This is a genomic window from Pseudomonas sp. PDM14 (assembly GCF_014851905.1).
Classification (GTDB): domain Bacteria; phylum Pseudomonadota; class Gammaproteobacteria; order Pseudomonadales; family Pseudomonadaceae; genus Aquipseudomonas.
In genome coordinates, this window is the sequence record NZ_JACVAQ010000001.1 from 1,283,805 (window position 1) to 1,305,206 (window position 21,402).

The 21,402-nt window shown below is 67.4% G+C and carries 23 protein-coding genes; 10 read left to right on the forward strand and 13 right to left on the reverse strand.

The features are described 5' to 3' along the window. Positions 1 to 153: 153 nt before the first annotated feature. From argE to IB229_RS06115, 4 genes are all read right to left on the reverse strand, one after another. Positions 154 to 1,317: an acetylornithine deacetylase gene (gene argE / locus IB229_RS06100; protein ID WP_192325959.1), complete on the reverse strand. Its 1,164-nt coding sequence runs from the start codon at positions 1,315 to 1,317 to the stop codon at positions 154 to 156. 133 nt (positions 1,318 to 1,450) lie between these two features. Continuing rightward, positions 1,451 to 2,125 carry a DUF1028 domain-containing protein gene (locus IB229_RS06105; RefSeq protein WP_192325961.1) on the reverse strand — a complete coding sequence of 225 codons (675 nt, stop codon included), beginning with the start codon at positions 2,123 to 2,125 and terminating at the stop codon, positions 1,451 to 1,453. Positions 2,126 to 2,317: 192 nt separating this feature from the next. Further along, positions 2,318 to 2,737: a RidA family protein gene (locus tag IB229_RS06110; RefSeq protein WP_192325963.1), complete on the reverse strand. Its 420-nt coding sequence runs from the start codon at positions 2,735 to 2,737 to the stop codon at positions 2,318 to 2,320. Continuing rightward, positions 2,737 to 4,107, reverse strand: coding sequence for a flavin-containing monooxygenase (locus IB229_RS06115; RefSeq protein ID WP_192325965.1), 1,371 nt, complete (start codon positions 4,105 to 4,107; stop codon positions 2,737 to 2,739). Before IB229_RS06115 ends, IB229_RS06110 begins: the two co-directional genes overlap by 1 nt. A 294-nt stretch (positions 4,108 to 4,401) precedes the next feature. Between IB229_RS06115 and IB229_RS06120 the strand changes: the two genes are divergently transcribed. From IB229_RS06120 to IB229_RS06135, 4 genes are all read left to right on the forward strand, one after another. Next, on the forward strand, positions 4,402 to 4,791 hold the full coding sequence (locus IB229_RS06120) for a DUF2946 family protein (protein ID WP_192325967.1): 390 nt from the start codon (positions 4,402 to 4,404) through the stop codon (positions 4,789 to 4,791). A 158-nt stretch (positions 4,792 to 4,949) separates the two neighbouring features. Then, a complete protein-coding gene (locus IB229_RS06125; protein ID WP_192325969.1) occupies positions 4,950 to 5,426 on the forward strand; it encodes a copper chaperone PCu(A)C in 477 nt (158 codons plus the stop codon). 100 nt (positions 5,427 to 5,526) lie between these two features. Then, complete coding sequence (locus IB229_RS06130) at positions 5,527 to 7,680, forward strand: TonB-dependent copper receptor (RefSeq protein WP_192325971.1); 2,154 nt, start codon at positions 5,527 to 5,529, stop codon at positions 7,678 to 7,680. A gap of 135 nt (positions 7,681 to 7,815) precedes the next feature. Continuing rightward, a complete protein-coding gene (locus tag IB229_RS06135; protein WP_192325973.1) occupies positions 7,816 to 8,598 on the forward strand; it encodes a substrate-binding periplasmic protein in 783 nt (260 codons plus the stop codon). A 49-nt stretch (positions 8,599 to 8,647) separates the two neighbouring features. Here IB229_RS06135 and IB229_RS06140 read toward each other — a convergent pair whose 3' ends face one another. Together IB229_RS06140 and IB229_RS06145 are read right to left on the reverse strand one after the other, a co-directional pair. Next, positions 8,648 to 8,833, reverse strand: a complete 186-nt coding sequence (locus IB229_RS06140) for a hypothetical protein (protein WP_192325975.1) — start codon at positions 8,831 to 8,833, stop codon at positions 8,648 to 8,650. Between the two features lie 171 nt (positions 8,834 to 9,004). Further along, the gene (locus tag IB229_RS06145) at positions 9,005 to 10,714 is read right to left on the reverse strand and encodes an amidase (protein ID WP_192325977.1); all 1,710 of its coding nucleotides are present in this window, start codon (positions 10,712 to 10,714) and stop codon (positions 9,005 to 9,007) included. Positions 10,715 to 10,908: 194 nt separating this feature from the next. Between IB229_RS06145 and IB229_RS06150 the strand changes: the two genes are divergently transcribed. The 4 genes from IB229_RS06150 to leuD all read left to right on the forward strand — a co-directional run bounded on the left by IB229_RS06150 (position 10,909) and on the right by leuD (position 13,946). Then, positions 10,909 to 11,124 carry a DUF6434 domain-containing protein gene (locus IB229_RS06150; RefSeq protein WP_192325979.1) on the forward strand — a complete coding sequence of 72 codons (216 nt, stop codon included), beginning with the start codon at positions 10,909 to 10,911 and terminating at the stop codon, positions 11,122 to 11,124. Between the two features lie 221 nt (positions 11,125 to 11,345). Beyond that, positions 11,346 to 11,738 (forward strand): GFA family protein, encoded by a 393-nt coding sequence (locus IB229_RS06155; protein ID WP_192325981.1) that lies wholly within the window; start codon positions 11,346 to 11,348, stop codon positions 11,736 to 11,738. A gap of 182 nt (positions 11,739 to 11,920) precedes the next feature. After that, a complete protein-coding gene (gene leuC / locus IB229_RS06160; RefSeq protein ID WP_192325983.1) occupies positions 11,921 to 13,336 on the forward strand; it encodes a 3-isopropylmalate dehydratase large subunit in 1,416 nt (471 codons plus the stop codon). Position 13,337: 1 nt separating this feature from the next. After that, a complete protein-coding gene (gene leuD / locus IB229_RS06165; protein ID WP_192325985.1) occupies positions 13,338 to 13,946 on the forward strand; it encodes a 3-isopropylmalate dehydratase small subunit in 609 nt (202 codons plus the stop codon). A 70-nt stretch (positions 13,947 to 14,016) separates the two neighbouring features. Here leuD and IB229_RS06170 read toward each other — a convergent pair whose 3' ends face one another. From IB229_RS06170 to IB229_RS06195, 6 genes are all read right to left on the reverse strand, one after another. Beyond that, a complete protein-coding gene (locus tag IB229_RS06170; protein ID WP_318652086.1) occupies positions 14,017 to 14,943 on the reverse strand; it encodes a LysR substrate-binding domain-containing protein in 927 nt (308 codons plus the stop codon). 102 nt (positions 14,944 to 15,045) lie between these two features. After that, positions 15,046 to 15,303, reverse strand: coding sequence for a hypothetical protein (locus IB229_RS06175; protein WP_192325989.1), 258 nt, complete (start codon positions 15,301 to 15,303; stop codon positions 15,046 to 15,048). Between the two features lie 9 nt (positions 15,304 to 15,312). Beyond that, entirely contained in the window at positions 15,313 to 15,666 is a 354-nt protein-coding gene (locus tag IB229_RS06180; RefSeq protein WP_192325992.1) for a response regulator, read from the reverse strand. A gap of 157 nt (positions 15,667 to 15,823) precedes the next feature. Further along, positions 15,824 to 16,795, reverse strand: a complete 972-nt coding sequence (locus IB229_RS06185) for a 2-hydroxyacid dehydrogenase (RefSeq protein ID WP_192325994.1) — start codon at positions 16,793 to 16,795, stop codon at positions 15,824 to 15,826. 173 nt (positions 16,796 to 16,968) lie between these two features. Then, the gene (locus tag IB229_RS06190) at positions 16,969 to 17,571 is read right to left on the reverse strand and encodes a TetR/AcrR family transcriptional regulator (protein ID WP_192325996.1); all 603 of its coding nucleotides are present in this window, start codon (positions 17,569 to 17,571) and stop codon (positions 16,969 to 16,971) included. A gap of 18 nt (positions 17,572 to 17,589) precedes the next feature. Next, a complete protein-coding gene (locus IB229_RS06195; protein ID WP_192325998.1) occupies positions 17,590 to 19,095 on the reverse strand; it encodes an MFS transporter in 1,506 nt (501 codons plus the stop codon). Positions 19,096 to 19,346: 251 nt separating this feature from the next. Here IB229_RS06195 and IB229_RS06200 point away from each other — a divergent pair, with 251 nt between their 5' ends. Then, the gene (locus tag IB229_RS06200) at positions 19,347 to 19,760 is read left to right on the forward strand and encodes a DUF2000 domain-containing protein (protein ID WP_192326000.1); all 414 of its coding nucleotides are present in this window, start codon (positions 19,347 to 19,349) and stop codon (positions 19,758 to 19,760) included. 45 nt (positions 19,761 to 19,805) lie between these two features. Beyond that, complete coding sequence (locus tag IB229_RS06205) at positions 19,806 to 20,429, forward strand: LysE family translocator (RefSeq protein WP_192326002.1); 624 nt, start codon at positions 19,806 to 19,808, stop codon at positions 20,427 to 20,429. On the opposite strand, the gene IB229_RS06210 is transcribed toward IB229_RS06205, so the two are convergent. Continuing rightward, entirely contained in the window at positions 20,407 to 21,306 is a 900-nt protein-coding gene (locus tag IB229_RS06210; RefSeq protein ID WP_192326003.1) for a LysR family transcriptional regulator, read from the reverse strand. The two genes, IB229_RS06205 and IB229_RS06210, sit on opposite strands and share 23 nt — an antisense overlap. Between the last annotated feature and the right edge of the window lie 96 nt (positions 21,307 to 21,402).

Here is a 21,402-nt window from a genome sequence, read left to right on the forward strand (position 1 = left end):
TTGGCAACAGCGCTTCAGCTGTTCGTCTGCGCCGTCTGCCACTGCTGATTCAGGCACAGGCCTTATCGCGGAACAGGCCCGTAGGGAATGATCCTGTACGTAACGACTGCGTGTATGGCGCTCTCGGATCGCTGCATCGCCGCAAGCTGGCTCTTACCGCTCAGCCGAATCCTGTAGCCACTTGCACAGCCGCATCAGTAGCGCATCGCACTGCGCCAGTTGCTCGAGGCTGACGAACTCGTCCGGCTTGTGCCCCTGGTCCATGCTGCCGGGGCCGCAGATCACCGTGGCGATACCGGCTTCGTCGAACAGGCCGCCCTCGGTGCCAAAGGCCACGGTGGAGAAATCTTCGCTGTCGCAGAGCAGCCCCAGCAAGCGCGCCGCCTCGCTGCCGGGTTCGGTGAGCAGGCCGGGGTAGCTGGACAGTTCGCTGAAGCGAATGTCGCTGGCCGCACTCACCGCGCGCATCCGGGGCAGCAGCTCGGCCTCGGCGTAGTCGCGCAGCTCGCTGGCCACCTGGCGCGGGTCGTCCGCCGGCAAGGCGCGTACTTCAAAGTCGAAACGGCACTCGGCCGGCACGATGTTCAGCGCGCGACCGCCGCTGATCACGCCGGTCTGCACGGTGGAGAACGGCGGGTCGAAGCGCGCGTCCTGGCGCTCGGCGGCGGTCAGGCGTGTGCCGATCTCGCCCAGGCGGCCGATCAGTTTCGCCGCATATTCGATGGCGTTGACCCCCTGCGGCGCATAGGCCGAATGGCAGGCCGCACCGTGCACCTCGCAACGCATCGCCAGCTTGCCCTTGTGGCCGAGCACCGGGCGCATTTCGGTCGGCTCGCCGATCAGGCAGATGGCCGGGCGATCCGGGCTGGCGCGCAGCTGTTCGATCAGGCTGCGCACACCCAGGCAACCGATTTCCTCGTCGTAGGAAATGGCGATATGCAACGGCAGGCGCAGCGGCTGGGCCAGGAACGCCGGCACCGCGGCCAGCACGCAGGCGATGTAGCCCTTCATGTCCGCCGTGCCACGGCCATAGAGCTTGCCGTCGCGCTCGCTCAGCTGAAAGGCAGGGACGCTCCAGGCCTGACCATCCACCGGTACCACGTCGCTGTGCCCGGACAGCATCACCCCGCCCGGCCCCGCCGGACCCAGGCGCGCGTGCAGGTTGGCCTTGGTCCGTTCGGCATTGAACAGCAGCTCGCTGGCCACCCCGAGATCAGCTAGGTAGGCGCGGATGAACTCGATCAGCGCCAGGTTCGATTCGCGGCTGGTGGTGTCGAAGGCGATCAGTTGTTCCAGCAGGGCGCGGCTGTCGAGCATGGTGACCTCATCAGTGAAACCTGTAGGAGCCAGCTTGCTGGCGATCCGTGGCTATCAACACCACGTCGAATGGATCAGCCATTGTGATCGCCAGCACGCTGACTCCTACACAAAGCGTTGCGGGGTGGACGGCTTATTCGTCGCCCGGTACGCCGTAGCTCGGCGCCTGGGTCGGGTCGAGGGCGCGGATGATGTAGTCGTGCAGCTGCGGCTCGTAGGCTCTCCAGAGCGTATCCAGCTCAGCGATCGGGTCATGCTCGGCCCAGTCGACGCGCAGGTCGATCACCGGCCAGACCAAATCACCGACCACCTTGAGCGCAGCCGAGTGCACCGGCCCGGCTTCGCCGCCTGCGGCCATCGCCGCGTGCATGGCGGCCAGCAGACGATCCGGCAGTCCGCCACCGCTCTGCTCGAAGGCCTCGACCATGGCGTCGATCACCTGCGGCGTGCTCAGCAGGTTGCCCGCCGCCACGCACTGTTCACCGGCCCGCGCGCTGTGCAGGCCGAGCGCCTCGCTGCCGGTGAAATGCGCGGTCGCGCCGTGGCTGTCGAGCACCGTCACCTGGCGATACTGGCCGTAGCCGTTGCTGCCCAGCGCCTTGCCCAGTGCCGCGGCGGGCGGCTCGCCGCTTTCCAGCAGGTCGAGGATCTGCGGGCCCAGCGCCGGCAGGGTGATGTTCTGCGTCGACACCGCGCCCACCCCGGCGCGCAGCCAGGGGCAACGGGCGCCGACGGCGATGCTCGAGGAGCTGATGGCGATGCCGAGCATGCCGGTTTCGGCGCAGCGGCCGACGATGGAAAAGGTCATGCAGACTCCTTGAAAGCACTGTTCGATTCACTGGTCTTGCACGGCTGAAGCACCCAGCGGCTACTCCAGTTTGTGCAGGGTGGATGTCCTGCAGACGCAGAGCGTCTGGAACTGCATTCCCACGCAGAGCGTGGGAACGATCAAGCCACCCTGAGCCCGCTCGATAGACGGCAGAGGCGCCGTCCACGCTGCTTACAGCTGGTCGTCCGGGATCACCGCGATCACGTCGATTTCCATCAGCCACTGCGGCTGGCCGAGCGCCGAGACCACCAGGCCGGTAGAAATCGGGAACACGCCCTTGAGCCACTTGCCGACCTCCTTGTAGACCGGCTCGCGATAACGCGGGTCGATCAGGTAGGTGGTGGTCTTGACGATGTGCGAGAGGTCGCTGCCGGCTTCTTCCAGCAGTTGCTTGACGTTCTTCATCGCCTGCTCGGCCTGCGCCTGCGGATCACCCAGGCCGACCAGGTTGCCGTCGAAATCGGTGCCGACCTGGCCACGCACGTACACCGTGTTGCCGGCGCGCACGGCCTGGCAGAGGTCGTTGTCCAGGGACTGGTTGGGGTAGGTGTGCTTGGTGTTGAACATGCGGATGCGGGTATGGGTTGGCATCAACTGACTCCCAGAATGCTGACGTTCGGCGCCTGCGTTTCGCTGGCCGCGTGTGCGTGCGCCTGGCGCTGCCCGGCGTCTTGATAGGCGAGGTACTTGCGCTGCGTGGCGATGTGATCGGCGATGTGCTTGGCGTCGTGCCACACACCCCAGATGAAGGTCGAGCCGCGGCGCGACAGCCACGGCAGGCCGACGAAATACACGCCGGGTTCGCTGGACACGCCGCGCTGGTGCTGCGGCTTGCCCTGGGCATCGAAGGCGCCGACCTGCAGCCAGCTGAAGTCGAGGGCGTAGCCGGTGGCCCAGATCACCGAGGTCACGCCGGCCTCGACCAGGTCGAGTTCGAGCAGCGGGTTGGCCACGCAGTCCGGCACCGGTAGCACGCGGCGGGCCTGCGGCTCTTCCGGCAGGTCGAGGCCATTGCGTGCGATGTAGGCATCGGCGGCGTCCAGCAGCGACAGGTAGTTCTGGTCGCCACGCGCCAGGTTGTCAGCAAGGTCGGACTCAAAGCGCACCACGGCGCCATCGAAAGCCTTGGTCAGGCCGACCAGGGTGATGCCCTGGTGCGCCAGGGCGCGGAAGTCGATGGTCTCACCACCGCGGGCACCGCTGACGGCGATGGTCACGTGCTCCTTGCCCGGTTGCACGGTCTCGGCGTCCCACAGGCCGAGCACCCCCAGCCACCAGCAGAAATCGCGGTTGCGGTAGGCGCGTGGCGGACGGTCGTGGGCCCCGACGGACAGGTACACACGCTTGCCCGCACGTTGCAGCTCATCGGCGATCTGCACCCCCGACGAACCGGCGCCGACCACCAGCACCGCACCTTCCGGCAGTTGCTGCGGGTTGCGGTAGTCGGCGGAATGCAGCTGCTCGAAGCGCGGGTCCTGCGGGGCGATCGGCGGGATCACCGGACGCTGAAACGGCCCGGTGGCGGCGACCACGCGGCGCGCCTCGATCACCCCGTCCGAGGTCTCGATTGTGAAGCCGGGACGGTCGGCATTGCGCACCACGCGCTTGACCTCGACACCGGTGCGGATCGGCGCGTTGAACTGTTTGGCGTAGGCCTCGAAGTAATCGGCGATGCGCTCCTTGGAGGCGAAGGCATCGGGGTCGAGGTCGTCGAAGGCCAGGCCGGGGAAACGGTCGTGCCAGACCGGACCGTTGGCCACCAGCGAATCCCAGCGCCCGCTGCGCCAGGCTTCGGCGATGCGGCTGCGCTCCAGCACCAGGTGCGGCACACCGAGTTTGCTCAGGTGCTCGCTGATGGCCACACCGGCCTGCCCGGCGCCTACCACCAGCGTGTCTATCTCGGTTTTTTCAGCCGCCTGCTCCGGAGAGGTGCGAAAGGCGGTTCGGTTCAGGTCGGTCATGGCTTGCCTCTGATTCTGATCAGTCGCGGCTATCAGGGATGTGGCCGCATTTTGTTCAGAGCCAGGCATTCGCGAAATTATGTTTTTTGTAGTCGCTGGCTAGGGAAAAGCTACCCGCAGGCAAACTGCGCGGCCCGCGCGGTTGAGCGGCGGCGCCCTACCCGCCGGTTCACGGCCCGTGCGGATGAGTGATGCCACGCCATGTCCAGGCCGGGCGAAGGCACGCCTGGTGCGGCAATTGACCACCGTGGCGCTGCTACTCTTGCTGACGAACTGGGTGCTAGAGTCGCCGCCATGAACCTGACCCGCGATCGCCGCTCGCTGACTGCATGGGTGCTGTATGCCAGCGTCCTGTTCAGCCTGTTCGCCTGTGGTATCCATCACGGGCAGATGAGCGGTCTGCAGCTCAGCGGCCTGAATGGCGGGTTCTGCAGCATGGGCAGCGACAGCGGCCCGGGCATCGACCTCGGCAGCTCGCAGCAGACACCAGACGCCGCCGAATTCAGTTGCCCGCTGTGCTCCTCTTCATCGCTGGCGGTGGCCGTCCACTCCGCCACCTGGGCCTTCGATCCGGCGCACCTTCACGGCGTGCCCGCCGTCAGCGCCGGCGACTGGGTACACCCGCCGCCCCACCACCTGTGGCCTTCGCTCAACCCTCGCGCGTCGCCCGCTCTCCTCGTGTAGTGCACCGATCAGCCTGATCGTGGCGCGCCCTGCTGGTGAACGCGCACCTTGCGCGCCTTCACCCGGTCGCCACGACCCGGCCAGCCAGTCCTACCCGTGCCCTGCCATCGGCCGCCACCAAGGCGCAACAGGGCACACCTCCAACGAGGAGCTGCACCATGAAATCGATCAACGCCCTCGCGCTCGTTGCGCTGCTGTGCACCCCGCTGCTGGCCAGCGCCCACGAACACGCCACCACCCGCCTGCAGATCGACCAGCCCTGGTCGCGGGAAATGCCGCCGAGCGCCCCCACCGCTGCGGTGTACCTGAGCGTGCGCAACGACACCGACAGCGCCGACCGCCTGCTCGCCGTCGACACCCCGGCCGCGGCCAAGGCCGAGCTGCACGAACACATCCACCAGAACGGCCTGATGAAGATGCAACAGGTCGCCAGCGTCGACATTCCCGCCCACGGCGCCGTGGCCTTCGCGCCCATGGCCTACCACGTGATGCTGTTCGGCCTGAAGGCACCGCTCAAGGCCGGCCAGACGTTCGCCCTGACGCTGCATTTCGAACACGCCGGCGCCGTGCAGGTCGAGGTGCCCGTGCTGAAAGACGCACCTGCCGCGCAAGACGCCCCCGCCCACAGCCATTGATCCACCGGCCGTAAGCCTGGATCGCAAGAAACCCGGCGCGGCCCCAAACGCCTTGGCCCGAGCGGCGCAACGCGTTACCCCTATTTGATGGAGCAGTTTCATGCACAGCCACCACCTGAATGCCGTACCCCGCCTACCCCTGCTGGCCAGCCGCCTGCGCTGGCACCACGCCTTTGCCCTGTTCCTCGGTGTGCTCGCCACCCCCATGGTGTTTGCCGAGGAACACCAGCATCTGCACGAGCACCCGCTGATGGTCGACAGCGACCCGGGCCTGGACCTCGCGCCGACGGTGATCACCGCCATCCAGCAGAGCTCCCCGCTGACCGTGATCGCCAACCCCAAGGACGCCCGTCAGCCGGTGCCGGCCAGCGACGCCACCGATTACCTGAAGACCATTCCCGGTTTCTCCGCGATCCGCAGCGGCGGCAGCAACGGTGATCCGGTGCTGCGCGGCATGTTCGGCTCGCGCCTCAACCTGCGCACCAACGGCGGCCTGATGCTCGGCGCCTGCCCCTACCGCATGGATGCGCCAAGCTCCTACATTTCCCCGGAAACCTTCGACAAGCTCACCGTGATCAAGGGCCCGCAGACCGTGCTCTGGGGGCCCGGTGCCTCGGCCGGCACGGTGTTGTTCGAGCGTGAACCGGAGCAGTTCGGCGAACTCGGCAGCCGCATTCACGCCAGTGTGCTGGCCGGCTCCAATGGCCGCTTCGACAAGGTGCTCGACGGCGCCGTGGGCAGCGAGCTGGGCTACCTGCGCGCGGTGGGCAACCAGGCGCAGTCCGATGACTACGCGGATGGCGACGGAGACACCGTGCCGTCGCGCTGGAAGAAGTGGAACGGCGACGTCGCCATCGGCTGGACACCCGACCCCGACACCCTGCTCGAACTCACCGCCGGCAAGGGCGACGGCGAGGCGCGCTACGCCGGCCGCGGCATGGACGGCGCACAGTTCGAGCGCGAGAGCCTCGGCCTGCGTTTCGAGAAGAGCAACCTGGGTGGCGTGCTGGATAAGGTCGAGGCGCAGGTCTACTACAACTACGCCGACCATGTGATGGACAACTTCAGCCTGCGCAGCCCCGACCCGACCAGCATGATGGCCGGGCCGATGGCCTCGCAGGTCGACCGCCGCACCCTGGGCGGGCGCTTCGCTGCAACGTTCAGATGGACCGATGTCGAACTGGTCAGCGGGGTCGACGTGCTGCGCAGCGAACACCGCGAGCGCAACTCCAGCTACGACATGATGACCGACACCTACACCGACACCGACCAGTTCGCCTGGGACAAGGATGCGGTGATGCACAACTACGGCGCCTTCGGCGAGCTGACCTGGCAGGTCGCCGAGCGCAACCGAGTGATCGCCGGAGCACGCCTGGACCGCGCCTCGGCCAAGGACTTCCGCACGGAAAGCCGCGGCATGATGATGAGCATGCCCAACCCGACGGCCGGCGAAACCCGCGCCGACACTCTGCCCAGCGGCTTCGCCCGCTTCGAGCACGACCTCGCCGATTCGCCGACCACCCTCTACGCCGGCATCGGCCACGTGCAGCGCTTCTCCGACTACTGGGAGCTGTTCTCCGCCGGCAGCGGCCCGGCCGGCGCGGACAATGCCTTCGACGGCATCAAACCGGAGAAGACGACCCAGCTCGACGTTGGCGTGCAGTACGCCAGCGACGACCTGCAGGCGTGGGCGTCGGGCTACGTCGGCCAGGTGCGCGACTACATCCTGTTCAACTACAGCACCGACATGATGGGCATGAGCAGCTCGCAGGCCGACAACATCGATGCGCGCATCATGGGCGGCGAACTGGGCGTGGCCTACGACCTCGACGCTAACTGGAACACCGACGCGACCCTGGCCTACGCCTGGGGCAAGAACAGCTCCGATGGCCAGGCCCTGCCGCAGATGCCGCCGCTGGAGGCACGCCTGGGCCTCAGCTACGTGCGTGACGACTGGAGCGCCGGCGCCCTGTGGCGCCTGGTGGCCGCGCAGAACCGCGTGGATGCCGGCAAGGGCAACGTGGTCGGCCAGGACTTCGGCAAGAGCGCCGGCTTCGGCGTGTTCTCGCTGAACGGTGCCTACCGCGTCAGCGACAACCTCAAGCTCAGTGCCGGCGTCGACAACCTGTTCGACAAGGACTACGCCGAGCACCTCAACCTGGCCGGCGATGCGGGCTTCGGCTACCCGGCCGACCCGGTGGCCATCGACGAAGCCGGGCGCACCCTGTGGGCCAAGGTCGACCTGGACTTCTGAGCTTCCGCGCCAGGGCCGTCACCGGCCCTGGCGCAAGCAACCGCTCTAGCCTGTGACGTTGCGCCCGACGGCGGGCGTCATCCTTCTGCCATGCCGGTCATGCAGACTGGCGCGCATTTGCCAGGAGGCGCAGGGATGTCGGTGATAAAGCGCAACACGTTGTCTGGCTGCATTCTGCTGATCGGGCTCTGCGGCTCATCGGCCTTCGCGCAACCGTGGCTGGGTGGTGGCACCACCTGGCACCCGTTCAGTTATGCCGATGCCCAGGGCAATCCGCGCGGCATCGCGGTGGACGTGGTGAAGCGCGTCAGCGAGCAGAACGGCCTGGAAGTGGCGTTCCTGTTCTACCCCGCCAACCGCCTCAACTTCCTGCTCGACAACGGCCGCCTGGACCTCAACTACGCCGACTCGCCCCTGTGGAACAGCGCCGACGCCGGCCAGCGCTTCGTCTACTCGCAGCCCTATCTCAATGTGCGCGAGTCCCTCTATTTTCTTAGTGAGCACCCCAGCCGCGCGCAACCGTTGCAGCAGTTGCAGGGGCTGCGTGTCGGCATGGTGCGCGGCTATGCCTACCCGCTGCTGAGCGAGACCCTGGGCGATGCCCATCTGCAGAAAGTAGAGACCTCGGACGAGGCCGCGCTGCTTGACCTGCTGCTGCGTCATCGGGTCGACGCGATCGCCATGGTCGACGACGTGTTCAGCACCCTGCTCGCCAGTCGCCAGCTCGATGCGGCGCGCTTCACCCGCAGCGTGCAGCTCAGCGATGCGCCTCTGGTGATCAAGCTGCAGCGGCAGCATGCCGACCAGCTGCCGGGGGTCAACGAGGCCCTGCGCAAGATGAAGGAAAGCGGCGAGATCGAACGCATCCGCAGCGCTTACCTGAGCGACCTGGCCCACACCCCGCCAGCCCCTGAGTAGGCCGCGACGTGCCTGCCGGGGGCACTCGCCCCGCACGTGAGAACGGCGGCTAGGCCGCCGCCGACTCGTTCAACGCCAGTACCGCCGCTTCCGCCTGCACACGCAGCCGATCCAGTTCGGCACGCTTGGCATCGCTGTCGATCGGGGCATGGTTGAGCAGGAAGAGCTTGATCGCGCTGAAGGCCTTGAGCCGCGCGTCCAGCAGGTGACGCCCGTCAATGGGATGACTGTTCATCGAATCTCCATGGTCGGTTCGCTAGCGCCGACGACCGGCCGCTACGCACAAGCAGCGTAAGCCAGGGTCGAGAGTGCGTCACAGCGGCAGGTGGTCGCAGGCCCGTACCGCCGGCACTGGCCAAGCGGCCAGCCGACGGACGGGATGGCCGCGCCACCCCGTCGCGAGCCCCTAGCCTTGCGCCAGCGGCGGCGTGCGTGGCGGCACCTGGCGCTTGCTGCCGGTCGCCTCGTAGGCCGCGGCGAGGCGCAGCAGCGCCGAGTCGTCGTAGGCACGACCGGCGAAGGTCAGCCCCACAGGCATGCCGATATCGGCCATCACGCCCATCGGCACGGTGACGGTGGGCACGCCCAGGTGGCGGATGGCGAGGTTGCCGTTGGCGACCCAAATGCCGTTGCTCCAGGCGATGTCCGCCGAGGCCGGATTGACGTCGGCATCCGCCGGGGCGACATCGGCCACGGTGGGGAACAGCACGGCGTCGAGCCCCAGGCCGTCCATCCAGTCGTCCAGGTCAAGCTTGCGGGTCTTCTCCAGGCCACGCAGACCATCCGCCAGGCTCTCGATCTGGTCCCAGTTCTTCAGGCCGCGCTGGGCCATCTTCACGTACTCGTCCATGCCGGCGACGAGATCGCCCTCGCGGTTCGGCAGGGTGCCCGGATCGTGGGGGAAGATCTGCGGGCCATCGACATCGGCCAGGCGATTGAGCTTGGGATCGCCGTTGGCGCGCAGAAAGTCGTCGAAGGCCCAGCCGGACAATTCCCACAGTTCATCGTGGAGGAACTGCTCGGAAACGATGCCGCGGTTGAACACGGTCGGCGCACCGGGGCGGTCGCCTTCACAGTTGGAGACCAGCGGGAAATCCACCTCGACCACCTCGGCACCGGCAGCCTCCAGCGCCTGGCGTGCCGCCTCCCACAGGGCGATCACCGTGGCGCGGGTGTGGATGCGCTGGCCGGTCGGCCCGCCGATACCGGGGTGCTCGCTGGTGCCGGCCTCGTCATCCTTGTTGATGAACATACGCGGCACGCCCAGGCGCTTGCCCGCGAGGCTGGCGGGCTGGGCCGCCAGTTGCGCATAGGATGCCGGGCGCACCGTGGAAGCCGCGGGAATCGGCACCCAGGGTTGCAGGCGCCAGAGGTCGCCGCGGCGCTCGGCGTCGTCGGCAACCACCACGTCGAGCACCTCGAGCAGGTCGGCCATGGTCCGGGCGTAGGGCACCACCACGTCCATGGTCGGCGTCAGCGGCCAGTTGCCGCGCACCGAGATCACCCCGCGCGACGGCGTGTAGGCGCACAGGCCATTGTTCGAGGCCGGGCCACGCCCGCTCGACCAGGTTTCCTCGGCCAGGCCGAAGGCGGCGAAGCTGGCGGCGGTGGCCGTACCGGCCCCGTTGGACGAGCCGGAGGCGAATGGCGCGGTGAGGTAGGCGGCGTTATACGGGCTTTCCGCACGGCCATACACACCGCGCTGCATGCCACCGTTGGCCATGGGCGGCATGTTGGTCTTGCCCAGGCAGATGGCGCCGGCGGCGCGCAGGCGCTCGACGGTGAAGGCATCGCGGTAGGCGATCAGGTCCTTGAACGCCGGGCTGCCGGAGGCGGCGGTAAGACCCTTGACCAGGTAGCTGTCCTTGGCGGTATAGGGAATACCGTCGAGCGGGCCGAGGCTCTCGCCACGGGCGCGGCGGGCATCGGAGGCTTCGGCTTCCTGCAGCGCCTCGGGGTTGCGTACCACCACGGCATTCAGCGCGGTAGCGGTGTCGAGACCGTCGTAGGCATCGATCCGAGCCAGGTAGGCCCGGACCAGTTCGACCGCCGTGGTGCGGCCGGATTCGAGCGCGGCACGCAGCTCGGCAATGGACACTTCGGTTACTTCAAACATGCGATCACCGCTGGCTGGTGAAGAAAGGCGCGGCAGCATTGGCGGGCTGCGGCGGGAGTGCTGAAGCGATGATTATGGCAAACCCGATCCATGCATGTCCGCCCTCGAGCGCGGCGCAATCGTTCATCCAGCGGACCCTTCATGCCGGCCGGGGCTGGGCTTACACTGCACGTCCCTCACGAGCGAGCACGACAATGGACTTCGATTGGCATGGCGGTCAGATCACCCCGCAGACGGAGGTCGACACCCGCTACAGGAACACTCAGAACGTCCGGCGCTTCATGAGCGAGCAGTGCGGCCCGGCGTTCAAGTTCGACCGCGACTTCATGGCCTGGATACGCAGCGGCGCACCCGCGACCATGGCCGACGTGGTATCCGAATGGCAGCGCCGCAATCCACCCCGGGCCTAGGCGGCGCCGTGCACTCAGCGGCTGGCAGCGCCTTTGAGGAAGAACTGCTCGACCAGCATCGCCATGCCCGAGCAGGCCACGACTGATCGGCCGGCGTCGGCGCGGCGTGGCCGTGGTTCAGCTGCTAGGGTCACAGCCACCGATCACGGCAGGCACGGCGCCGGTGAATGCCCACGGGCTCATCGGCGCACGCTGCCTGCCGCCTGCAGAGGAGACGCAACATGCAGCAATTCACCGGCGGCTGTCTGTGCGGCGCGGTGCGCATCGTGGCCGTGGGCAGGCCCTACCGGGTCGGCCTGTGCCACTGCCTCGACTGCCGCAAATACCACGGTGCGCTGTTTCACGCCTCGGCGATCTTCGCCGAGGACGCGGTGACGATCAGCGGCGAGACACGCGACTACGCCGGGCGGCACTTCTGCCCCACTTGCGGCTCGTCGGTGTTCGCCTGCACGGCAGACGAAGTCGAGGTGAATCTCGGCGCACTGGATGCCCCTGACCAGCTGACACCGACCTACGAAAGCTGGATCAGCCGCCGGGAAGCCTGGCTGCCGGCCTTTCCCCTCACCCGCCGCTACGAGCACGACCGCAACCCCAGCGGCCGCTTCGAGGAGTAGCAAGCGCAGCAACGGCGACGCACGACGCACCACGCCACAATTGCGCACGATCTGTGAACAGTGTGATTACTCAAACCCCATTGATGCAGAAAGGCCATTCAATAAGCTGGCACGGCACGCCTTCGAGGTGGCCACCGTGATGTCCCCGGACACTCGCCTAACAATGAAACGCGAGCCCTGCCATGCCCAGAACCCTCTACGACAAGCACATCGATTCGCACACCGTCTGCACCCTGGACGACGACGGCCACCTGCTGCTGTACATCGACCGCCAGGTCGCCAACGAATACACCAGCCCTCAGGCGTTCAGCGGCCTGCGCGAAGCGCGGCGCACGGTCTGGCGGCCATCCGCCACGCTGGGTGTGGTCGACCATGTGAACCCCACCGCGCCGCTGCGCACGGCGACCATGCCGGACCCCGGCGGAGCACGCCAGGTGTCCTACTTCGCCGAGAACTGCCGGGACTTCGGCATCGAGCTGTTCGACGTGCTGGACACGCGCCAGGGCATCGAACACGTCATCGCCCCCGAGCAGGGCTTCATTCTGCCCGGCATGGTGATCGCCGCCGGTGACAGCCACACCACCACCTATGGCGCACTCGGCGCCTTCGGCTTCGGCATCGGCACCTCGGAAATCGAGCACCTGCTGGCTACCCAGACGCTGGTCTACAAGCGCCTGAAGAGCATGCGCGTCACCGTCAGCGGCAGGCTCGGCGCGGGCGTCACCGCCAAGGACATCATCATGGCGCTGATCGAGCGGATCGGTGCCTCGGGCGCTACTGGCTACGCCATCGAATTCGACGGCCCGACCATCCGCGCGCTGTCCGTGGAGGCGCGCATGACCATCTGCAACATGGCCGTCGAAGCCGGCGCGCGCGGCGCGTTCATGGCACCCGACGACAAGGTCTATGCCTACCTCAGCGACAAGCCGCGGGCACCGCAGGGCGCCCTCTGGGAACAGGCCGTGGCGCACTGGCAGACGCTGTACAGCGACGCCGACGCGGTGTTCGACGCACAGGTGGACATCGATGCCAGCGTGCTGCAACCCATGGTGACCTGGGGCACCAGCCCCGACCAGGCGGTGCAGATTGGCGCGCGGGTGCCGGACCCGCTGCAGGAGCGCGACCTGATCCGCCGCCAGGACATGCAGCGCGCCCTGCGCTACATGGGCCTGACGGCGGGCGAGCTGCTCAGCGAGGTGAAAATCAGCCACGCCTTCATCGGCTCCTGCACCAATGCGCGCATCGAGGACCTGCGCGATGCCGCCCGCGTGGTGCGCGGGCGCACGGTGGCTGCCCATGTGCGCGCGATGATCGTGCCCGGCTCGACCCAGGTACGCGAACGCGCCGAGGCCGAAGGCTTGGCCAAGGTGTTCATCGATGCCGGTTTCGAGTGGCGCCAGTCCGGCTGCTCGATGTGCCTGGCGATGAACGATGACGTACTCGCCGCCGGTGACCGCTGCGCCTCGAGCACCAACCGCAACTTCGAGGGCCGTCAGGGCGCGGGCGCACGCACCCACCTGATGAGCCCCGCCATGGTCGCCGCCGCGGCGATCAGCGGCCATCTGACCGACGTTCGCCAACTGACCCAGGAGGCCTGAGATGGAGCCGTTCACCACCGTGCACGGCATCGCCGCCGCAATGCTCGCCGCCAATGTCGATACCGACGTGATCATGCCCAAGCAGTTCCTCAAGGGCATCGACCGCAATGGCCTGGACCGCGGCCTGTTCTTCGACCTGCGCTTTCTCGCCGACGGCGCGCGCAACACCGCCTTCGTGCTCAACCAGGCGCCGTGGGATGCAGCCAGCTTCCTCGTCGTCGGCCCCAACTTCGGCTGCGGCTCGAGCCGCGAGCACGCGGTCTGGGGCCTCAAGCAGCTGGGCATTCGCGCGCTGATCGGCACCAGCTTCGCCGGGATCTTCTACGACAACTGCCAGCGCAATGGCGTGCTGCTGATCCAGCTGAAGGACGCCGACCTGCAAGCGCTCGGCGCCCTGGTCAGCCAGGCCGAGAGCGCCGCCATCCGCGTCGACCTACCAGCGCAGACCATCACCCTGGCGGATGGGCGCCGCATCGCCTTCAATATCGATGCGCTGCGCAAGGAGGCGCTGATCTCGGGTCTCGACGCCATCGGCAGCACCCTGCAGCGCACCGCGGCGATCCACCAGTTCGAGGCGATGCACCTGCAGGCCAACCCCTGGCTGGCATGACGGATGACCGCAGGGAGCGCAGCGCGCACCAGGGAAATCATTGGGTATCCCTGGTGCGCAGTGCTCACTGCTACGCCGTGCCCTGCTGTGACAGATGCCGGAAATGCGCCTCGAGGAACTGCACGCACACGCGCAGCTTGGCCGAGTCCGACAGGCGCGTCGGGTACACCGCCCAGACGTTGGCGCTCTGGCTGTACTCGTGCAGCACCTGCACCAGCGCGCCCTGCTCCAGCAGCGGCTTCACGTCCCACATCGAACGCAGCAATATCCCGCGCCCACTCAGCGCCCACTGCAGCACGATCTCGCCGTTGTTCGATGACAGCGGCCCGCTGACCCGCACCGACTGCTCCTGCCCGGCCTTGCGCAGGTTCCACACGCCGAACGCGTTGTTGCGCTCCTTGAGCACCAGGCAGTCGTGCTCGCTGAGGTCTTCCAGCGTCTGCGGCGTCCCCCGTCGCGCCAGGTACTCGGGCGTGGCACACAGCACGCGCTGGTTGGAAACCAGCTTGCGGCTCAGGTGCTGGCCGGGGATGTCGTCGCCCACGCGAATCTCCAGGTCGAAGCCCTCGCTGATGATGTCGACCACCCGATCGAACACGTCCAGGCGGATCTCCAGATCCGGGTAGGTCGCGGCGAGCTCGGAAACCGCCGGCGCTACATGGTTGCGACCAAAACCGAAGCTGCTGCAGATGTGCAGCAGCCCGCGCGGCGCCAGGCGCGCCTGCGACAGCTCGCCCATGAACTCGTCGAGGGTGTCGAGGATCTGCACCGCCCAGCGCTGCGCCCGCTCGCCGGCCTCGGTCAGGGCCACGCGCCGGGTGGTGCGGTGCAGCAGCCTGGTGCCCACCGTTGCCTCGAGGATCTGGACGCGCTTGCTCACGTAGGCCGGCGACAGACCCAGCTCATCCGCGGCACTGGCGAAGCTGGCCTTGCGGATCACGGTGAGGAACACGCGCAGGTCTTCGGGCAAGGGAGATTGATTACGGACTGTGTTCACTGAGAGAGTGCCTTGGCGCTTTATTCGACTATTTGCGAAAGATAGCATCCCTTCAACGCCGAGCCCGACCGTGATGACCACAGCGTTCTCACACCGAGACGACTAGTCGGGTTGACGCGCAGACTCGGCCGGCTTCGGTGCGGCCTCGCGCTCGCGCTGGCGGTTCAGTTGCTCCATCGCTTCCCGGAAGATCGGGTCGGACTCCTCGCATGCGGCGCCGTCGCGCTTGAGGGTGCAGTCGTCAGGCGTGCGCTCCGGCTCGGCGGGGTCTCGCAACGGAGCGTGCGGGCTGGCGGTGGCGAACGCGCAAGCGCCGGTCAACAGGGCTGTCGCGGCGGCCATCGCTTGGTAGCTCATCATCGTCCGTGCTCAGGGCCGGGGAGACAGCAGCGGACGGAGCTGGGCGATGCTCCAGGGCTTCGGCAAGACGATGACGTTGAGGCCGTCCAGTGCTGGCGTTTCGCGCATGAAACCGGACGACAGCACGATCGGCAGATCCGGGAAGCGGTCACGCACCAGGTGGGCGAGGTGAATGCCGTCGAGGTCGCCCGGCATGCTGAAGTCGGTGAGCACCAGTTGCACGGGGCCGTCGAAGCTGGCCAGGAACGACCAGGCCTCATCGCCACTGGTGAAGGTCCGAACCGGATAGCCCTCGGTCTCGAACATCTCGGCGAGCAGCTCGCGAACCGACGGGTCGTCTTCGGCGATGATTACGGGTGACATTGCGCGTGGCCTGTGGGGAATGGACTGACTCTGACTCGCGCGTTGCCGCGAGATTGCATAAATATCTGTCCGCTGCAGACCAGCGGTTTCCGCACCCTGGGCGCGGGCCCCTACCCCGCGCGCAGGGCGCGTCCGACGCGGTCACGCAAGGCGGCCTTCAGGCCAGCGCCTGGGGATTCACCAGGTTCATCGGCGTACGCCCTTCGAGGGCTTCGAGCAGGTTGTCCAGGGCACGCCTGGCCATGGCGTTGCGGGTGTCCTGCGTGGCGGAGCCGATGTGCGGCACGACCACCACGTTGGCCAGTTCGAACAGCCGCGATGCCTGCAACGGCTCTTTGGCGAAGACGTCCAGGCCAGCGGCGCGGATCACGCCGTTTTCCAGCGCCTCGATCAGCGCCGGCTCATCCACCACCCCGCCGCGGGAGATGTTGATCAGGATGGCCTCGGGTTTCATCAGGGCCAGGGCGGCGCGGTCGATGAGGTGCCGTGTGTCCGCGGTGAGCGGCACCACCAGGCAGACGAAATCGCTTTCGCGCAACAGCGCCTCCTTCGACACGAAGCGCGCGCCCAGCTCCTGCTCCAGCGCCGGCTTCGGCCGGTTGCCGCTGTAGAGGATGCGCATGCCGAAGCCGAAGCGGCCGCGACGGGCGATGGCCGCGCCGATTTCGCCAAGGCCGATGATGCCCAGCGTCTTGCCGTGCACGTCGCAGCCGAAACGCGCGCCGTCGACCGACTCTGTCCAGCCACCGGAGCGGGTCCAGGCATCCAGTTCGGGAATCCGCCGTGCGGTCGCCAGGATCAGGGCGAAGGCCAGGTCGGCGGTTGTTTCGTTGAGCACGCCCGGGGTGTTGGTGAGCATGATCCGGCGACGCGTCAGGTAGTCGAGGTCATGGTGGTCGTAGCCCACCGAGACGCTGGCGACCACCTGCAGATGGGCGGCGCCCTCCAGCTCGGCGGCACCGACCCGGCGATTGCCGATCATCAACCCGTGGGCCTTGGCCACGGCCGCCTTGAACGTGTCGTCCAGAGGACCAGATGGCGGGTCCAGCTGGATGACGTCATAGCGTTCGCGACAGCCATCGAACAGCGCGGGGGCAAAGGGCCCGCAGGCCAGCAGGGTCTTTTTCATCGGGGTATCTCCGCAGCGTGCGCGACGCATCCGTGGCAGCGGCCGGGGATGAATGCACGGTTCTCGTCGATAGCGCGCCGTGGTCACAACCCGGCGCGGCGTTGCCCAAAGGGTATGTCGCCAGGCTCTAGCACGCCACTCTTGCGGCCTTCCATGCCCTGCCTGGTGATATTTCAGCGCGGCGTTCGGCGGCCTTTCCCGGCCTGCGCAGGCGCGTCGCCTTCGGCGCTGCCAGCCGGCGCGGCGTCGAACACGGCGTTCAGCTGCTGCGTGACCCGTTGCCGTACCGCGACCGGCAATGGCCGGTTCGACAGCGACTCGTAGATCCACAGGCCATCGGCGGCCAGGCGGGCGATGAAGCGGGCCAGCGCCTGTGGGTCGTCGATGTCATCGGGCGCCGGTGCGGCCCAGCTGTCGATGAGCCGGCTCCAGGGCACCGTCAGCGCCGGGTGCTTCGCACCTTCGAGGCAGAACAGCAGCTCGGGACGCGTGGCCAGGTTGGCCGACGTGCGCACGTAGGCGGCGTAGCGCTCGTCCGTCGTCGCCTCCTCGGCAGGCTTGCCGGCATTGCCCAGCAGGTTGGCTTCCCAGCTGTCGGCCAGGTGCTGGTTGATCGCCTGGATCAACGCGTCGCGCGTCTTGAAGTGGTACATCATCCCGCCGCGCGTCACCTCGGCTTCGGCGGCCACCGAATCGAAGGTGACCGCGGTAACCCCATCGCGGTCGATGACGCGAATGGCGGCTTCGAGAATCTTGCTGCGATTGCTCAGGCGCATGCTGGCTCTCCGTTGACGTCAGTGCGTGGCGACAGTGTAAGCAACCGAGCCCGGCCCGTGGCGACGCAGCAGGATCGAGGTGATTGCGGCGCCCAGCAGCAGCACGCCGGCAATCACGTACATGACGGTCAGGTAGCTGCGGTCGAACGCCTGCGCGGCGGCGGCGAAAAGGGCGTCACCCGAGATACCCGCCGCACCGGCCAGGTTCAGCGCTTCGACGATGCCGTCGCGCGCGGCATCGGCGGCACCGGGCGGCAGCTGCACATTGGCCGAGTACAGCGCGGCCATCAGGCTACCCAGCAGGGCCACCGCGAACAGGCTGCCGAACTCGTAGGACACCTCCTCCACCGACGAGGCCATGCCGGCACGGTCCGCCGGGGCGTTGCCGACAATGGCACTCGAGGCCACCGACATCACCGCGCCCAGGCCGAAGCCCATCAACGCCAGGCCGGCGACCACCCAGAGCAGGTCGAGCTGCAGGCCGAAGCAGGTCAGCAGCACGCCCAGGGTGGCGACCACCAGGCCACCACCGATCAGCGGCAGCAGCCCGATGCGGTGCAGGTAGGCACCACCGAGCAGCGCGCTGGGCAGGCAACCGAGCGCCGCCGCGGAAACCAGCAGCCCGGCCTGCAACGGACTGAAGCCGTCGATCAGCTGGAAGCGCTGGGTGGTGATCAGCTGCACGCCGCTCATGGCGAATAGGGTGAAGGCTGCGCCCAGCACGCCGGCGAGGAACGCCGGGTTGCGGAAGATGGCGATATCCAGCAGCGGATTGGGCTGCCGCGCCTGGCGCCGCATGAACAGCGTGCCGGCGACGATGGCCAGCGCGGCGGTCAATGCCGCCAGCAGCCACGATGGCTGCGCGCTGACCACTTCCTTGATGGCGAACACCAGGGCCGACAACGCCACCAGCGCCTGCAGCGACGACAGCAGGTCCCACGTGCGCGATTCGTCCGGGGCGCTGTGCGGGGTCAGCAGCAGGCCGGCGATGAAGGCGCCGATCACCACCGGCACGTTGATCAGGAACACCGAGCCCCACCAGAAACGCTCCAGCAGCAGGCCGCCGAGAATCGGCCCGAGGGCGCTGCCGATCACAGCCAGGGAACCCCAGATCGCGATCGCCATGTTGCGCTCGCGGTGATCATCGAAGGTGATGCGGATCAGCGCCAGGGTGGCCGGCATCATCGCCGCTGCGCCAACCGCGAGCAGCGCCCGCGCGCCGATCAGCAGTGCCGGGCTGGGCGCGAAGGCCGCCAGCAGCGAGGCCAGGCCGAACAGCAGCAGGCCGCTGAGGAACATGCGCCGATGGCCGATGCGGTCGCCCAGCGTTCCCGCACCGAGCAGCAGCCCGGCCATCACCAGCGGATAGGCGTTGATGATCCACAGGCCCTGCAGGGTCGTGGCCCCAAGCTCGCGCACCAGGGTCGGCAGCGCGGTGTAGAGCACGGAGTGATCCACCGTGATGAGAATCAGCGCGGCGCCCACCGTTACCAGCAAGCCCCAGCGTTGCGCTTTGGTTGTCATGAACAGGTCCTCGCAATCGGACGCAAACCATACATTCTAGAATGCATAGTTTCAATCGCGATCCAGGACAATTTCGCCAACGGTCGATCCGCCGCGGCCAGCTCGAACCTGCGCCGCGCACGCGGAAATCTCGAAGGCAGTGTTAGACGTTGGCCGGTTAATCCCGGCCCCATTTCTGGCTACCGTTGTGCCCTGACGCCAGCGCCATGTCGCGCGGCGCAGCCACCGCCGACCCGCCTTGCGAGAACCCCATGGCCGATACCAAGTGTGTCCTGATCATCGACGATTCCCTGCCCCTCGGCGTGATCGCCAACACCGCCGCAGTGCTCGCCGCCAGCCTCGGCCGGCTGTACCCGGAGATGATCGGCGAGGACCTGCGCGACCATCAGGGCCAGGTGCACGAAGGCATCACCACCCTGGCGCTGCCGATCCTCAAGGGCACGCCGGCCCTGCTGAAAACGCTGCGTGCGCAGCTGCGCGAGAGCGAACCGGCGCTGCTGGTGGTCGACCTGATCAGCGCCACCCGCACCACGCGCTCCTATGCGGAATACGCCGCGGTCCTGGCACAAGGGCCGGACGCGGCGATCCAGTACCAGGGCCTCGGCCTGCTCGGCGAGCGCACGGCGGTAACCCGCCTGACCGGCAACCTGGGCCTGCTGCGCTGAGCCCTTCCCCACCGCCCCTGAAACCCGCGTACCCGGAGTCACCTGATGGAATTTGCCCTGCTGCTCGCCATGTGCCTGTTCTCCCTGAGCATGTCCATTTCCCCCGGCCCGGTGAACATGGTCATCGTCGCCTCGGGCGCCAACCACGGCTTCTACCGCACGCTGCCGTTCGTCTCCGGCGCGACCCTCGGTTTCACCCTGCTGCTGGTGTTCGTCGGCTTCTGGTTCGTGCAGATGATCGAGCGCTACCCGGTGTTCTTCCGCTACCTGGGCATGGCCGGCTCGCTGTTCATCATCCATGTCGGCTACAAGATCGCCGCGGCCCGCCCGCAGCTGGTGGTGGAAAAGGCCGGGCGCCCCAGCTTCCTGCAGGGCTTCCTGCTGCAATGGCTGAACCCCAAGGCGTGGATTGCCTGCGCATCCGGCGCGGCGCTGTTCTCCAGCCCGCAGACGCCCGCCCCGCTGATCGCCTTCATGGCCATCTACTTCGTCGTCTGCTACCTGTCGCTGGCGGCCTGGGCGGTGCTCGGTGACCGCATCGCCCTGGTGCTGAATAGCCGCCTGCGCATCCGCCTGTTCAACCTGAGCATGGGCGCCACGCTGATCGCCACCGCGCTCTACATGCTCTGGCTGCAGGTGTTCGGCGCTAGTCCAGCGAGCGTGAGTTGAAAGCGTCGTACAGGCTGTTGATCAGGGCATAGGCGACGCTGCTGGTGGACACGTTCGGCGGCCACACGGCGTAGACCTTCAGCGGCTCCAGTTGCCACTGCGGCAGCACGGCCTCGACCTCGTTGCGGCGGATGCCTGCGTCCGCCAGGTAGTTCGGCGGCGCCGCCAGGCCGACCTGATGACGCGCAAGCTGGTACGACGCCTCGACGCTGTCCACGCGCACGCCGGGGGTGTACTTGATCTCCGCCTCCTCGCCAGTGTCGACATGGCGGAACACGCGACTGTTCGGGCGCATGGTCAGGCCGATCCAGTTCAGCGCCTGCAGGTCGCGCGGATGGCTCAGCGGCCCGCATTCGGCGAGGTAACCGCGCGCCGCCACCACCTTGCGCGGCAGCACGAAAAGGTGACGCGCCTTCAGCGAGCTGTCCGGCAGTTCGCCGATGCGAAAAGCCACGTCGATGCTCTCGGCGATGATGTCGCTGCGGCTGTCGTTGCAGGACATGCTCAGGCAGATGTGCGGATGTGCCTTGATGAAGGCGGCGATATGGCGAGTGAAATCGCTGTTGATGAACACTGCGGGAATCGAGATGCGCAGGTGGTTCTGGGTCGAGATGGAGCGCTGCTTGAACTCGATCACGCCCTTCTCGTACAACGCCAGCATCGATTGCGCCGTCTCCAGCAGGCTCTCGCCGTCCTGGGTCAGCGACAGCTTGCGCGTGCTGCGGTAGAGCAGCGCGCTGCCGAGGTTCTTCTCCAGTTTCGACAGGTGCTGGCTGGCGGTGGCGGTGCTTAGCCCGAGCGCTTCGGCACCCCCGGAAATCGAACCGACTTCGGCGATCTTGGCGAACACGATCAGGTAGCGGATGTCGTCAATCATCTGGCTCTCGTTTCGACGGCGCGGCAATCGCGCAAGGATAACAGCCTGCTCCGCGTGGCCCGCAGGCGGGCGCAGATTGAGTGACCCGCAATACTC